This window comes from Paenibacillus pinistramenti (genome assembly GCF_005869875.1).
In the GTDB taxonomy this organism is placed as follows: domain Bacteria; phylum Bacillota; class Bacilli; order Paenibacillales; family Paenibacillaceae; genus Fontibacillus; species Fontibacillus pinistramenti.
The window spans coordinates 1-13,555 of record NZ_VAWG01000014.1 but is presented as its reverse complement, the minus strand read 5'-3'; the positions used below and the strand labels follow the sequence as shown (position 1 = coordinate 13,555).

Here is a 13,555-nt window from a genome sequence, read left to right as displayed (position 1 = left end):
ATTCATACCCCAGCGGTAAAAAAGAAAGCCGCGCAGCTTCCTGCACGGAAGCGAGACGCGGCCCGCTGCTTGATTCCGGATGCCTTTAACGATTAGACAGCATCCATAACCCCGCCGTCGATCACCAGCGCAGTGCCGGTAATATACGTGTTTGCTCCCGACAGCAGGAAAACCACTGCCTTCGCGAACTCCTCCGGCGTGCCGTAACGGCCGAGCGGAATCTTCTGCTGCTCGCGCTCCGCGATCTCCTCTGCGGATATCCCGTCCTGCTCCGCCCGCTTCCGGTCCAGCTGGACGATCCGGTCCGTTTCGATCTTGCCGGGGGCAATCGTGTTGATCAGAATCCCGTAAGGCCCAAGCTCCTTGGACAGCGTTTTGGTCATGCCCAGCACGCCCATGCGCATCGTATTGGAGAGGATCAGCCCCGGAATCGGCTGTTTGATCGAGCTTGAGGTCAGATTGACAATATGACCGCCGCCGGAAGCCTTCATCAGCGGCAGTGCCGAGCGGATCAGCCGGACAACGCTGAGCAGATTCAGCTGGAAGGCCTGAAGCCAGGCTTCGTCATCCAGCTCCTCAAAGGAAGCCGGCGGCGGCCCGCCCGCGTTGTTCACCAGAATGTCGATTCTGCCGCCGAATAACTGAGAGGACCGCTCCATCAGCTGCTCGATGTCCGCCTTGTCCTTAACATCCGCAGCGCAGAACTCGACCCGGCTTCCCGTGCCGAGAGCGAGCAGCTCCTGCTGCACCTCCCGCAGCGCCTCCTCACTCCGGCTTGTCAGCATGACGTCGGCCCCTTCCAGCACAAGCTGCCGGGCAACGGCTTTGCCAAGGCCGCGGCTGGAGGCCACGACGAGCGCTTTTTTCCCTTGTAATCCAAGATCCATTATTCGATTCTCCTCTCCGCTTTATCCCTTATTCTTCCCAGTTCAGCATCAAGCCATCAGTTCACCGGACACCACATCAGAATATCATCGACAAACCTGCCGCCCAGCCAAAATTCCTCAGGCAGCACCCCCTGTACCCGAAAGCCGCACTGCTCGTAGAAAGCCTTGGCTGCCTGGTTTGTGCCCAGGACTCTAAGGGACAGCTTGCGGACCCCGTCCGCCTTGGCCTTCTCTTTCATAGCAGCCATCAGCTTCCGGCCAATGCCCATGCGCTGGTAGTCAGGATGAATGGCAATATTGATTTCATACACATGCCGGTTGCTCTCCAAACCAGTCGGATGGGCAAAACCGATGTATCCGGCAGCCCGGCCGCCGATTTCGGCAACCAGCTGGCTGCCGGGCGGAGACTGCTGCAGATACTGCTCTTTCGTCTTGTCGGCCAGAGTTCCGGGCGTATTCGCCTCATTCCATACTCTGGCGTCGATCTCCATTAAATCACCGGCATCCCGAAGCTCGGATAACCGGATCCATATTTCTTCCGCCAAGACCTTATTTCCCTCCCCGTGCATATTGATCTTCCAGCGCGCCTGCCTGCTTGTTCAAGGCCGAATGGACGGCAAAACCGGCTATGGACAGCACCGCGATGCACACCGCAAGCCAGGCGACAGGCGTAAGCCCGCCATAGTCATACAGCACGCCCATTGTATAAGGGCCGATCACCCGGCCCGCAAAGCCCATCCCGCCTACAAAGCCCAGATAAAAAGGAGCCGTTCTCCCGGTATGCTCCGAAATGAACGCGGGAATCGCCGGCGAAACCAGCATTTCGCCAAGCGTAGCCAGCACCATCGCAAAGGCCATGGCCGCATAGCTGTGAAACATCAGGATGCAGATATAGGCGAGCAGGTAAAATACTGCGCTCGCCAGCATCTGCCGCTGCGGCGTCCCGGCCCATAACCGCCGGAGCCAGGACACAAACGGCTGCGCGGCGAAGATGAGCACACCGTTCAGCGTCCACAGTATACTGTATCTCCACTCCGGCATTCCCAATTCAATCGTGTACGGGGAAACGCCATTGTTCCAGATACTGTTGGCAAGCCACAGAAACAGAGAGCCGATTCCCATAAACAAATAAATCCGGTAATCGCGGAGCAGCTCCAGCGTCCGGTGCCCGTCCGTGGACGTTTTGCGCCTGGACACCTGCAGTTCCCCCTGCTCATGCTCTATCCGGCTCAAATAAATAAGGAAGAAGACGGCAAAGAACAGCGACGAGAGCCCGTTGGCTATAAAGCTTAAATCATAGGAGATTCTGGCCAGCACGCCGCTTAAAGCCGTTCCAAGCGCCACTCCGATATTGTTCGCGACATAAATCACATTGAATAGTCCGGCTCTGTCCTCCGCAAACCGGAATCCGATAAAGGCCTGGATCGCAGGCATGGACATCGCGTTCGTAAACCCGATCACCAGCATCAGGGCCATAAAGACATACCAGTGCGCCGCACCGTAAGGAAGAATAATCAAGCCAACTGCATTAAAAGCAAGCGAACCTACAATCAGGCGTTTCACGCCAACCCGGTGATACAGCGCACCCCCGAGAATCTGGCCTGCAATGCCGCCGATATTCTGCACCAAAATAACAAGACCGGCATCTGTCATGCTCCGGCCCAGTTCCTTGAATATAAACATCGTAATCAGCGGCCACATGAGCGAGCCGCCGGCGGAATTGATCAGGCTTGCCGCAAGAAAGACTTTCACTTCCCGCGGGTATTGCTGCAGCCATTTCATTTGCATACAAGCTCCTGCATCTCTCTATTTCATCTTATTATTTGCCGGAATTATTGCCGGATTATTTACCAAATTATTTATCAGATTATTTATCAGATTCCGGCGTCATCCAAATTTCAGTATGGCTTAAATCACCCCGGGCGGCAAGCCAGGCCTCAGGCTTCTTCCCGTTTCACCTCCACCAAGGTTGAGAAAAAGGCTGCTCCGCCGCCCATATCCGCCAGCCGGTCCGGGGTCAGCGCATTAGCCCGGCTGTGCCTGCCTTCCCGGCCCCGCCAAAGCCCCTGGCTGACGACCGTCCCCGGCAGCATCCGGTCCGTTACGGCCGCTGCCGCTTCAAATCTGCCGCGGCCGTTCCAGACGGCCACCTTGTCGCCGTCCTGGATGGACCGCTCGGCGGCATCCTCCGGATGAATCTGAAGCACCGGCCCCTTCTCGATCTGTGCGAGCTTGTCCACATTTGAGAAGGTCGAATTGAGGAAGCTGTGGTTCGGCGGGCTGATGAACATCAGCGGGTAAGGGACCTTCTCCCCCGGGGCAGGCCGGTTCCGGCCGTCGTACCCCTCGATCAGCGGGATATAAGCGGGAAGGCCCGGCAGGCCGGCCTCCTCCATGGACCGCGAATACAGCTCAATTTTTCCCGAGGGTGTGGTCAGCCGGTCCAGATAATGCTTCCGGGGCTCCATATTGAGCTTCACAAAGCGCTGCTCTTTAAGCTTGTCCAAGGTAACGCCCTTCATGTAAGGATTGCCCGGCACATCCAGCGCCTGACGGATCAAATCCTCCTCCGTATCCCGAAAGGCCGGCTCGTCAAAGCCCATAGCCTCTGCCAGCAGCTTAAACAATTCAAAGTTGCTCTTACTCTCGCCCTGAGCCGGAATGACCGGCTCCTGCAGCTGCATGTAGGGATGCCAGTAAGAGCCGTACAGATCGGTATTCTCGAACGTAGAGGCCGCCGGAAGCACAAGATCCGCGTATTTGGCGGTATCCGTCATGAACAGGTCGTGCACAACCGTGAATAAGTCCTCCCGTTTCAGGCCTGCGATTACACGCTCCGTATCCGGGGCCACAACCGCCGGGTTGGCGCAGTACACAAACAGCGAGCGGATCTTGGGCTCAAGCTCCAGCAGCGCTTCACCTATCCGGACCATATTAACGCTCCTCGTCTGCTTGTTCTCCCTGAGCTCCGGAACCTCGAGCGCCTCGCCGTTAATGGCGCCATAGGCCGTATTGTTCTTAAAAGCCCCGCCGCCTTTCACCTGCCAAGCTCCAGTCAGTGCCGGCAGGCACGCAATCGTCCGGACCGCCATGCCGCCGTTGTCATGGTGCTGCAGCCCGTTCCCGATATGGATGTAGGACGGGGAAGCTTCGGCGTACATCAAGGCCAGCCTGATGATATCCTCCGCCGGCACCCCGGTGATCTCGGAGACGGTCTCCGGCGTATACGTCTTGACATGCTCGCGCAGCTGTTCATGCCCTACGGTGTACCTGGACAGGAACGTTTTATCGGTCAGCCCCCGGTCAAACAGCACATGCATCAGCCCCAGCGCAAGCGCGCTGTCCGTGCCGGGATGAACCGGAATAAACCAGTCTGCCCGGTCGCCGGTCCGGTTTCTATGAACATCAATAACAACCAGCTTCGCGCCCTGTCTGCGCGCCTTCTCAATCAGCATAAATTTGTGCATCGAGGTGCTGACGATATTGGCGCCCCAGACGATAAACAGCTTCGCCTCCGCCGCATCCTCCGGAGTGACTCCGCCGCCGAAGCCCATCGTATAGTTCCAGCCGGCCGTTCCGGCTGAATTGCAGATGCTTCTCACCAGCCTCGAGGCACCAAGCCGGTTGAAGAACCGGCGGTCCATGCCCTGAACGCTCAAATAACCCATATTTCCGTAAAAATTATACGGCAGAATCGACTCGCCCCCATACTCGTCCAGCAGGTTTTGATAGCGGCCTGCGATTTCCGCAAAGGCCTCCTCCCAAGTGATTCTTTCAAATCTTCCCTCCCCCTTCGGGCCGGTCCGCCTGAGCGGGTATAACAAACGTTCTTTATGATAAATGCGCTCCGTCATATTCCGGACCTTGTTGCAAATGGCGCCCGCCGTAATCGGGTGCTCCGGGCTGCCCTCCACTTTGGTAATGATTCCGTCCTTCTTATGCAGCAGAAGCCCGCACGTATCGGGGCAATCCAGCGGACAGACCGCAGGGAATATTCCGTCAGCCTGCCCGGTTACGGGAATTCTGTTCATACTTTCCCTCCTTACTTTCACATTTTATTATCTCTTGATCATTCAACTGTTTCAATCTTCTGCTTTCGGGGTAATAGGATATTGGATAGCTCACCCGTGAATTTTTGACTTCCCCTTAAGCGATATTCATGGATATTTGTGCAACCCGGCACAGGCAGAACCGAACGCGGCCTTTACAGGCTGCAATGGTTTCTGCCCATTTTTTTTGCGGAAAATAGAAAAAAGCTTTGGCACAGTTCCCTGCGCTCAAAGCTTTTGTTTAGGTCTGCGGATATTCCGCGCCGATTTAAAATTATTTTATTTGCGGACCGTCTTGGAAGCAGCCGGCAGTTTAACAGCAGCAGCAGACGGAGCTTGCTTCAGGTAAGCCAGGAAGTAAGCCATCGCTACAAACAGGCCGCCGCCGACCAGGTTCCCCAGCCAAACCGGTACAAAGTTCTGGAGATACTGCCCCCATGAATAATGACCTTCAAAGATGGCAGCCGGAATCAGGAACATGTTGGCCACAACGTGCTGGAAGCCGATGGCGACAAACGCCATAACCGGGAACCAGAGGCCGAGAATTTTACCGCTGATGTTATCCGATGCGTAAGAAGACCAGATGGCCAGTGCTACCAGCCAGTTACAGCCAATCCCCGAAATAAAGGCCTGCAGGAAGCTGTCATCAAGCTTGTGTCCTGCCATGTCCACCACTTTGTCCAGATAAACACCGCTGTGCGTCAGACCGACTACATGTCCAAAGAAATAAGCGACAAAAATGGCACCGACAAAATTAGAAAGCGTAATAAGAACCAGATTGCGGATGACTTCACTCGTTTTGATCTTACCGGCGTAACGGGCAATCGGCACCGCCATCATATTGCCGGTCAGAAGCTCGGCGCCTGCTATAACTACCAGAATCAAACCGGCCGGGAAGACTGCAGCCCCGATAAAGTTGGCAATGGTTCCCCATTCCTTAGGCGCGCCGGCGATGACCCGGATGTCCAGAAGGAAGCCGATTGAGATGAAGGCCCCTCCCAGAAATCCCAGTACAAGGAGGGTAAGAAGGTTGTTACGGGCTTTCTTGACCCCAACGTCTACAACGAGTTCAGCCATTTCATTCGGTTTATAATAAGCCATTTCGCATTCCCCTTTTGATTCCACTTGGAAGATTTGCTCTTATTGTAGCTCCGCCTAAAACACTTAAAAAATAACATAAATCACGATACCGCTTTCATTTATTAAAAATTTTTATAAAAACGGCCATAGGCAGAACATAAGCAATTCATCCAATAGGGGTAAAATGCGAAATGACTCTTTACAGCGGATGGCTAAGCCTTTTTGCGGCCGCCGGTCCATTTTCCCCCGAACCAAATCGCGAGCGTCAGCCAGCAGCCGCTGGCAAAATAGCCGCCAATCACATCGCTTGGATAATGAACGCCGAGATAAATGCGGCTCAGGCCAATGCCTGCTATGAGCAGAGCTGCAAGTCCAAGCAGAATGACCCTGCCCAGCCAGGTGCCCATATGCTTCCAGAGTAAATAAGCCAGCGAACCGTACAAGGCAAACGAAACCATGGAATGGCCGCTCGGGAAGCTGTACCCTGTCTCTTCAATAATGCGGTGCAGATTCGGACGTTCCCGCTTAAAGAAGTGCTTGATCATCTCATTGAGCAGATAATCGCCCACAGTAACCGAAGCCAGGAAGATCAGCTCGCGCCGGTGGCCCAGTCCAAAATACAGCACCAGCATGATGACGACTGCGATCACGATGACCACCTTGGCCGTGCCGATCCAGCTCAGCGATTCCATCAAATGGGTAAGCCCGGGGCTTTCCCAGGACTGCACCTGCCTGATTACCGAAAGATCGAAAGAGGCGATCCATTCACGGCGTAAAGAGAGCGCTATCAAACCGAACAAGACAGCAAATACAACGCTTAGAATGAACGCTAATGACAACCTTTTTTTCAATTGTTTATCTTTCATTGTTCCTGTTAACACCTTCCTATCCTAGACATACAATCTCCACTTTAGCGTGATTTCACAACTGTGGCAACAGGGGGGGGAAAAGAAAAGGCAGCACCGGCGGAAATTAAATTTCCGGTCAGCACTGCCTGGTTTGGGCTTGATTTGGGGGGATTAACGAGTCGGCTCCAGCGCAGGAACCTCTGGAAGAGCTCCAAGTCCTGCTGTATTCAGGAAGTTCCAAGGCTTGTTATAGTGCGGCTGGAAGAAAAAGTCGACAAACGCCAGCTCTTCCATGGCCATGTGATTCTGGATGCAGACCGAAAGCGTGTTAATGGATTGAGTCAGGTTCGCTTTCGACATCAGCTGCGCACCCACGATCCGGCGGTTTGCTTTCTCAAACACAACCTTCAGGATGACTTCTTCATGGGTCGGCATAAACTCAGGACGGTAATTCTCATGGATCAGAACGCTGTCCACATCAAGACCTGCCTCTTTCGCAGAAACCTCAGTCAGCCCTGTTGCCGCAATGTTGTCTTCATAAATCTTGATGCCCGAAGTGCCTTGGGTACCCATGTAGGAGACAGTTGGTTTGATCAGGTTGCGGGCAACAAGCGTACCCATGCGGACTGCGTTGGTAGCAAGCGGAATGTATGCATGCTTCTTGGTTGGATTGTAGAACACCGCACAGCTGTCGCCAGCCGCATACACATCCGGGCAGCTCGTCTGCATATAGTTATTGACGATAATGGCGCCGTTATCCAGCATATCAACCTGGCCTTTCAGCAGCTCTGTGTTTGGCCGGAAGCCGATGCACATGATCACCAGATCCGCTTCATAGCTGCCTTTGTCGGTTACGACGGTGCTGACTTTGCCGTCCTTGCCTTCAAAACGGGTTACCTTCTCGCCGAGCGCCAGCTTAATGCCTTGCTCCTGCAGGGACGCTTCAATCTTGTCTGTAAATTCGGCATCCAGATATTTGCTCAAGATCCGGTCTTCCGCATCAATCAGGGTGACCTGTTTGCCGTTAAGCTCGAAAGCTTCTACAAGCTCAACGCCAATGTAGCCGGCGCCTACAACCACGATGCTCTTCGCCTTCTCCGATTTCTCAATGATCGTGTTCGAATGGTTGAAATTCTTCGACAGCAGAATGTTGTCCAGCTCGCCGCCTTCAAATTTCGGAACAATCGGCCAGGATCCTGTCGTTACAATCAGCTTGTCGAAAGTATCCTCAAATGTTTCTCCAGTCTTCAAGTTGCGGGCGGTCAGCACCTTCTGCTTCGTATCTACAGAAGTTACTTCATGCTGCATTCTTGTGTCGACCCCAAGCTCTTTAAGCTGCTCCGGCGAAGAGTAGAACAATCCGGCCGGATCCTTCACCATGCCGCCTACATAAAGGGCAATACCGCAGGACAGGAACGAAATGTTATCGTTACGTTCATACACCGTGATTTGAGCCTCAGGATACAATTTCGCTGCATTTACAATAGCCGCCGTGCCTGCATGGGTACATCCAATAACTGCAATCTTCATCTTAAAATTCCTCCTCTAAAGTTGAACGAAAATTCTGCGCGAAGCAGATCGTGATTAACATTACTTGTTTGACATCCGCTGGTTGTTCGTTGATCGTTTGATCGTTTGTTCGAACGTTTTGTCTGTTTGTGAATTTGTTCACCTTGTTTATGTTTTTATTATAGTGTGACATTTTTCACAAATCAAGTGATTTTTTTCACTTTTCACTTTTTGTTCAATTTTTAGATATCTGATTCAGGATAAAGAGTGCAGAAGATCATTGCAGATCATTGCTGCTCTGCCTTCTCCCGATAGTTTCTCCCGCAGCCGGCCGGTTATCCCGCCGAATAAGCTATACATTCATCCTGCCGAGGTCAGTTATGGAAAGAGCAGCGCCGGATTTCGTTATCGTGCAGGCCGGCTATTTGCAGGGTGCACCACAAAAAAATAACCCGGACTGCGCAGGCAATCCGGGCTGTGTATCCTTTTTCCAAGCCTTATCTAGGCACTTCGGCCGGTTCAGTTCAATATGACGCTCTTCTCCAGCGCTTGAAGGGTCTCGTCATCCACAAGCGTGAGACGCCACAGCGCAATGCCTTTCAGGCCGTACCGTTTAGCCAGGCCTGCCGGGCCGGCAATCGACTGGGCCGTTTCACTGCCGAGCGAAATCCCGAGCACAAGCTTGCTGTTGTCCACCTGCTTGAGGGCAAGCTGAATCGCTGTATCAATGCTGGCAAGCGGCTCCGGGCCCTTCTCGCTCTTGAAGTCATAGGCCATAATAATCAGCTCATCCGCATAATTTCCTAATGTTTTGTAATCATAACCCTTATAAGATCCGTTCAAGGGATGCAGGGCAAGCGTCAGCTTAAGCCCCGCCTGATGAGCGGCAGCCGCCAGGTCCTGCACAAATCCATTCAGCGACTGCTGCACGGCAAGCGCGTCCCCTGTCAAGCCGAGACCTTCAAAGTCCAGTGTAATGCCTGTAAAATGTTTCTCCGACGCCACGCTCACCATCTCCTGAACAGCGTCCGCGCGGAGTGAAGCATCTCCCAGCAGCTTCGTGAGCTCCCCTTGGCCGTCAGTGCCTGCCACCATGAGCTCCGCCCTCTGCCCGGCAGCCACGGCGCTGTCCACAAGCGATTCCGGCGTAATCTCGCCTGCCGCCTCCGGCCAGTAGTAATCCTGACCCTGCAGGGTCAATTTGCCGTCTGCATCTATACGTGCCCATCCGAAATCAACCGCGTCAAAATGAGACATATAACTGCGTTTGGAGAACGAATTCAGCGCGTAAAAGACCGTCGTATCCAAATCCTCCGGCGGTGATTGAATAGACACCGTCTTGGTCGCCCCGTTCCAGCTGACGGCTGCGCCGAACTGGCTGCTGAAGAAGCTCAGCGGGACAAGCACGCTTCCATTTTGTGCATAAGGCGCTACCGCCAAAGAGACGGCTGCGCCGTTCACAGCAGCCTGTTTGCTGCCCTGTTTAAGCACCACCGTCCGCACGGTCCCGCTGCTCATCGCTTTCGTGGCCGTAACGGTCTGGGCTTTCGCATTCCAGGTAACCGTAATATGCAGCGCTTCAGCGACAGACCTGAACGGAACCATGGTTGTGCCGGATTTGACTGCCGGAGCCGCTGAGAAAGGAAGCGGATACCCGTCAAGCAGAATGGCCGGGACCGCTGCCTGCTGCGAGGACGCTGCATAGACGGCAGCCCCCTCTCTATGGTTTAAACCAGCGGAGCCGATAAATAGAGAACCGGCCAAGGCTAATAGCAGAATGCTTTTGCGTCTTGGAAACCTCATCATCCATCTCCTCTTCTGTTTGAATCTGAATAATGAATCTATTAAGTTCTATGAAACTATGAATATAGGATTCTTTTATTATACTTTTTCCAGGATTTGATTCCAAATTTAGTATAAAAAAAAGACCGCAATCCCCTCTAACGAGAGAGAATCACGGTCTTTGTGTCTAGTAAGCAGGACATTTAAAGTATGCTGTAGTCTTAACGGAACGCCGCTGCCATCTGTGCAGCTGGTACCATAGCTTCTTCATTGGTTCTCACCCGTGCAGAAGGCTTGCGGCCGCACAGGCCGTAAGGCAGGCAGAGCGGAACTCCGGAGCGAGGATCAATAATGATATCCGCCTCAATTCCAAATACCTCCTGCAGCACGTCAGGGGTCATGACTTCAGCAGGAGCGCCTTCAGCAACAGCCTTGCCGGATTTAATGGCGATCATATGCTGTGCGTAACGCGACGCATGGTTCAAATCGTGAACAACCATGACGATCGTCCGGTGCTGTTCAGCATTTAACTCTTCAAGAAGCTCCAATACTTCAAGCTGGTGCGCCATATCAAGGAAAGTCGTCGGCTCGTCGAGGAACAGCATATCCGTCTCTTGAGCTAGAGCCATGGCAATCCATGCACGCTGCCGCTGGCCGCCCGAAAGCTGCTCAATTGGACGTTCTGCGAAGGCGGACATGCCGGTCACATCAATCGCCCATTCAATCACACGGCGGTCTTCGGCGTTCATGCTTCCGAACCCTTTCTGATAAGGGAAGCGGCCGTAAGATACCAGTTCATAAACGGTCAGGCCATCCGGAGCGGTTGGATTCTGAGGCAGAATCGCGAGCTGCTTCGCCACTTCACGTGTGGACTGCTTATGAATGGATTTGCCGTTCAGCAGGACACTGCCGCTCTTAGGACTGAGAATCCGCGCCATTGTCTTCAAAATGGTTGACTTGCCGGAGCCATTCGCTCCTACAAGGGCCGTAATTTTGCCGTCAGGAATTTTAATATTCAAGTCCTCTACGATCAGGCGCTCCTCATAAGCGATGTCCAAATGGGCCGTTTGCAATGTTACCATGGCGATGACTCCCTTTCCTCAATAGTTAAAGTTTATATAATCCGAATGAGTTGGTTGATAATCATTATCAATGTGTTCTGATATAACCATACTGATAATCATTATCAGTGTCAATACTTATTTCCAACTTTCTGATGTTTTGATGAAGATTTGATGAGTTTTTGTGACAAATCTATCAGACAGAGCAGATGGTCCAAGCATGCCAAAAACCCCTTCAGGCAAGGGAAAAAGCTCCATCCTGAAAGGGTTCCTCAGCAAGTTATGATTCATCGTGCCCCAATTATTGGCGGCTTAGGCTTATTATATTAACGGCTTATTGGCGGCGCAGGCTCCGGTCAAGATCTGGCCAGTCCGACAAGCATGTGGGCGAGCGCATGCTGCTGCTCTTTATCGCCTGCATTCCAAAGCTCGCGGAGCAGTTTCTCCTCGGCATTGCGCGGCTCTTCCTTCTCGGCCAGATAACCGGCTACCTTCTCGGCAGCCAGGGCGATGGCTTCTTCGTTCAGGCCAATATTTTGAGCCAGCTCAACTCTTTTGCTCAAATAAGATTTGAATTCGTTAAAGCTCCCCAGAATGTCATCCTTCTGCTTGTCGCTGATCCGGTTCAGCGCATCATCCACTTTGTTTAAGGCGACTTGACCTTCTTTGTTCACTACATGATTGTTCTCAGACATGTCAATTACCTCCTCAAGTTTGGGACTCCATATTGTCAGAGCGGCTGGGCTCCCTATGTCCTTACCCGGATTGGATGCTGTCAAACCTGCCTGGTCTAAATAATAAACTCCCGCAAAAAGTGAGGCAGAATCGAGACCTGCGCCGTGGACTTTTTAGGAGAGGCTCCTCATGAAGAGCTGCAATCCTGCACATTTTATATAAAAAAAAGAGCAGCCCGAATTCATCATTCGCGGCTGCTTTCTGAGAGCAGGCTGTCCCGGCTTTATTTGCTGACCGGCACAGCGTCATAGTATTCCTCAAGCGTAATATTGCGTTTGGCGATATCTGCGGCAATCTCTTTACCGACATACCGGATATGCCAAGGTTCATATTTATAGCCTGTAATGTCTTCTTTGCCTTCCGGATAACGGACGATATAGCCATATTCCGGCGCATGCTCAGCGATCCACTCCGCTTCCGGGGTGCCGCCGAAGCAGTCCTCGGCCGCACATTTGCCGTCGCTGCCTGATACGTCGATGGCCAGACCGGTCTCATGCTCGCTGTATCCCGGATACGCGCTGTAGGTGCGGGCCTTCTCTTCTCCGTCTTTCTTGACATAATTCTCAAAAATCGTCTTCTGGCGTTCATAAGAACGGTATCCTGAAACGCCGGCGAGATAAATTCCGTCCTTCTTGGCGGCGGCAAACATGTCTTCCAGAGCAGCAGCCGCTTCTTTGCGCATCATGCGCTTTTCAATCTTTTCGGAGAAGGTAAAAGGCACATCCGGATAAACCAGGTCTGCTGGTTCATAATCCTCCGGCAGACCAAACTGCTTGTTGATCAGGACGGCTGCGCTGTCCGGATTCGCTACAACGGACGTATCCGGGTTCTGCCCGGCTCCTTCCACCGCCTGCTGAGGCTGACTTTGGCCGGAATCCCCGGCAGACTCCGGGCTGGCAACTGCAGGCTCGGCAGTCCCGGCGCTCCCGCTGCTCTCGGCATCCGAGGCGCTTGCTTCCGGGGCGCCGGAGGCTGAAGCTTCAGCCCCGGCTGCATCTGTACTGCTTGCCGAACTATCCAGGCTGGTATTGCCTGAGGCAACTGCCGGATCCGTAATCCCGGTCTGATTGGAGGCGCCGTTCCCTCCTGAAGCATCGTTGCTTCCGCCGCAAGCGGCCATCAGAACGGCTCCCAGAAGCAGTACTGCAGCGACGCCTGTTCCTCTCATAACCCCGGTAGATTTCATCGTCATGTTCCCCCTCTGAACGTAAAGCCTAAAGCTTAAATCTTAATCTTATATCTATCATCCTGGCTTAGTATCTTATCTATGCTTCCTGTACAAACTCCGGCAAAGAGCAGCCCGGAGCCAAATCTCCAAATCACCCATCCCAAATCTCCCATCTTCAGATAACAAGACGCTCCGCGCCGGAAAAAGGTTTCAGCTTGTCCGGGCGAATAAGCTGGGCCGTTTCGCCGGCAGCCGGGCGCGGGACTTGGCCGCGCGGATGGCGGACGGCTGCGTGTGGTGCGGCGGACGGTGGCGCGCGGTGCACGGACGCGCGGGCAGCGATGGGCGCGGACCGCGGTGCACGGCCGCGCGTGATGCGGCGGCGGGCTAGGCGCGCCGCCTACCGCTGGCGGCCACCACCGCGGCCGCCGGAGGA

At 53.6% G+C, this 13,555-nt stretch carries 11 protein-coding genes; all 11 read right to left on the bottom strand.

The features are described from left to right. Window positions 1-92: 92 nt before the first annotated feature. Window positions 93-887: an SDR family oxidoreductase gene (locus tag FCN15_RS14810; RefSeq protein WP_138495770.1), complete on the bottom strand. Its 795-nt coding sequence runs from the start codon at window positions 885-887 to the stop codon at window positions 93-95. 56 nt (window positions 888-943) lie between these two features. Then, window positions 944-1,456, bottom strand: a complete 513-nt coding sequence (locus FCN15_RS14805) for a GNAT family N-acetyltransferase (protein WP_138495769.1) — start codon at window positions 1,454-1,456, stop codon at window positions 944-946. After that, window positions 1,437-2,669 (bottom strand): MFS transporter, encoded by a 1,233-nt coding sequence (locus FCN15_RS14800; protein ID WP_138495768.1) that lies wholly within the window; start codon window positions 2,667-2,669, stop codon window positions 1,437-1,439. Before FCN15_RS14800 ends, FCN15_RS14805 begins: the two co-directional genes overlap by 20 nt. Window positions 2,670-2,824: 155 nt before the next feature. Next, on the bottom strand, window positions 2,825-4,918 hold the full coding sequence (locus FCN15_RS14795; RefSeq protein ID WP_138495767.1) for a molybdopterin-containing oxidoreductase family protein: 2,094 nt from the start codon (window positions 4,916-4,918) through the stop codon (window positions 2,825-2,827). Window positions 4,919-5,215: 297 nt separating this feature from the next. Beyond that, on the bottom strand, window positions 5,216-6,037 hold the full coding sequence (locus FCN15_RS14790; RefSeq protein WP_138495766.1) for a formate/nitrite transporter family protein: 822 nt from the start codon (window positions 6,035-6,037) through the stop codon (window positions 5,216-5,218). A 191-nt stretch (window positions 6,038-6,228) separates the two neighbouring features. Next, window positions 6,229-6,867: a phosphatase PAP2 family protein gene (locus tag FCN15_RS14785; protein ID WP_338044381.1), complete on the bottom strand. Its 639-nt coding sequence runs from the start codon at window positions 6,865-6,867 to the stop codon at window positions 6,229-6,231. Between the two features lie 168 nt (window positions 6,868-7,035). Beyond that, a complete protein-coding gene (locus tag FCN15_RS14780) occupies window positions 7,036-8,394 on the bottom strand; it encodes an FAD-dependent oxidoreductase (protein WP_138495764.1) in 1,359 nt (452 codons plus the stop codon). A gap of 498 nt (window positions 8,395-8,892) precedes the next feature. Further along, the gene (locus FCN15_RS14775) at window positions 8,893-10,176 is read right to left on the bottom strand and encodes a stalk domain-containing protein (RefSeq protein ID WP_238996702.1); all 1,284 of its coding nucleotides are present in this window, start codon (window positions 10,174-10,176) and stop codon (window positions 8,893-8,895) included. Between the two features lie 200 nt (window positions 10,177-10,376). Next, a complete protein-coding gene (locus FCN15_RS14770) occupies window positions 10,377-11,237 on the bottom strand; it encodes an ABC transporter ATP-binding protein (protein WP_138495762.1) in 861 nt (286 codons plus the stop codon). A gap of 335 nt (window positions 11,238-11,572) precedes the next feature. Beyond that, window positions 11,573-11,911, bottom strand: coding sequence for a DUF3243 domain-containing protein (locus tag FCN15_RS14765; protein WP_138495761.1), 339 nt, complete (start codon window positions 11,909-11,911; stop codon window positions 11,573-11,575). Between the two features lie 263 nt (window positions 11,912-12,174). Further along, window positions 12,175-13,137, bottom strand: a complete 963-nt coding sequence (locus FCN15_RS14760; RefSeq protein WP_238996701.1) for a M15 family metallopeptidase — start codon at window positions 13,135-13,137, stop codon at window positions 12,175-12,177. Window positions 13,138-13,555: the final 418 nt, after the last annotated feature.

Excerpts from the sequence above, each read along its gene's own strand:
- FCN15_RS14810 (WP_138495770.1), bottom strand. The coding sequence starts at position 887 with ATGGATCTTGGATTACAAGGGAAAAAAGCGCTCGTCGTGGCCTCCAGC.
- FCN15_RS14805 (WP_138495769.1), bottom strand. The coding sequence starts at position 1,456 with ATGCACGGGGAGGGAAATAAGGTCTTGGCGGAAGAAATATGGATCCGG.
- FCN15_RS14800 (WP_138495768.1), bottom strand. The coding sequence starts at position 2,669 with ATGAAATGGCTGCAGCAATACCCGCGGGAAGTGAAAGTCTTTCTTGCG.
- FCN15_RS14795 (WP_138495767.1), bottom strand. The coding sequence starts at position 4,918 with ATGAACAGAATTCCCGTAACCGGGCAGGCTGACGGAATATTCCCTGCG.
- FCN15_RS14790 (WP_138495766.1), bottom strand. The coding sequence starts at position 6,037 with ATGGCTTATTATAAACCGAATGAAATGGCTGAACTCGTTGTAGACGTT.
- FCN15_RS14780 (WP_138495764.1), bottom strand. The coding sequence starts at position 8,394 with ATGAAGATTGCAGTTATTGGATGTACCCATGCAGGCACGGCGGCTATT.
- FCN15_RS14775 (WP_238996702.1), bottom strand. The coding sequence starts at position 10,176 with ATGAGGTTTCCAAGACGCAAAAGCATTCTGCTATTAGCCTTGGCCGGT.
- FCN15_RS14770 (WP_138495762.1), bottom strand. The coding sequence starts at position 11,237 with ATGGTAACATTGCAAACGGCCCATTTGGACATCGCTTATGAGGAGCGC.
- FCN15_RS14765 (WP_138495761.1), bottom strand. The coding sequence starts at position 11,911 with ATGTCTGAGAACAATCATGTAGTGAACAAAGAAGGTCAAGTCGCCTTA.
- FCN15_RS14760 (WP_238996701.1), bottom strand. The coding sequence starts at position 13,137 with ATGAAATCTACCGGGGTTATGAGAGGAACAGGCGTCGCTGCAGTACTG.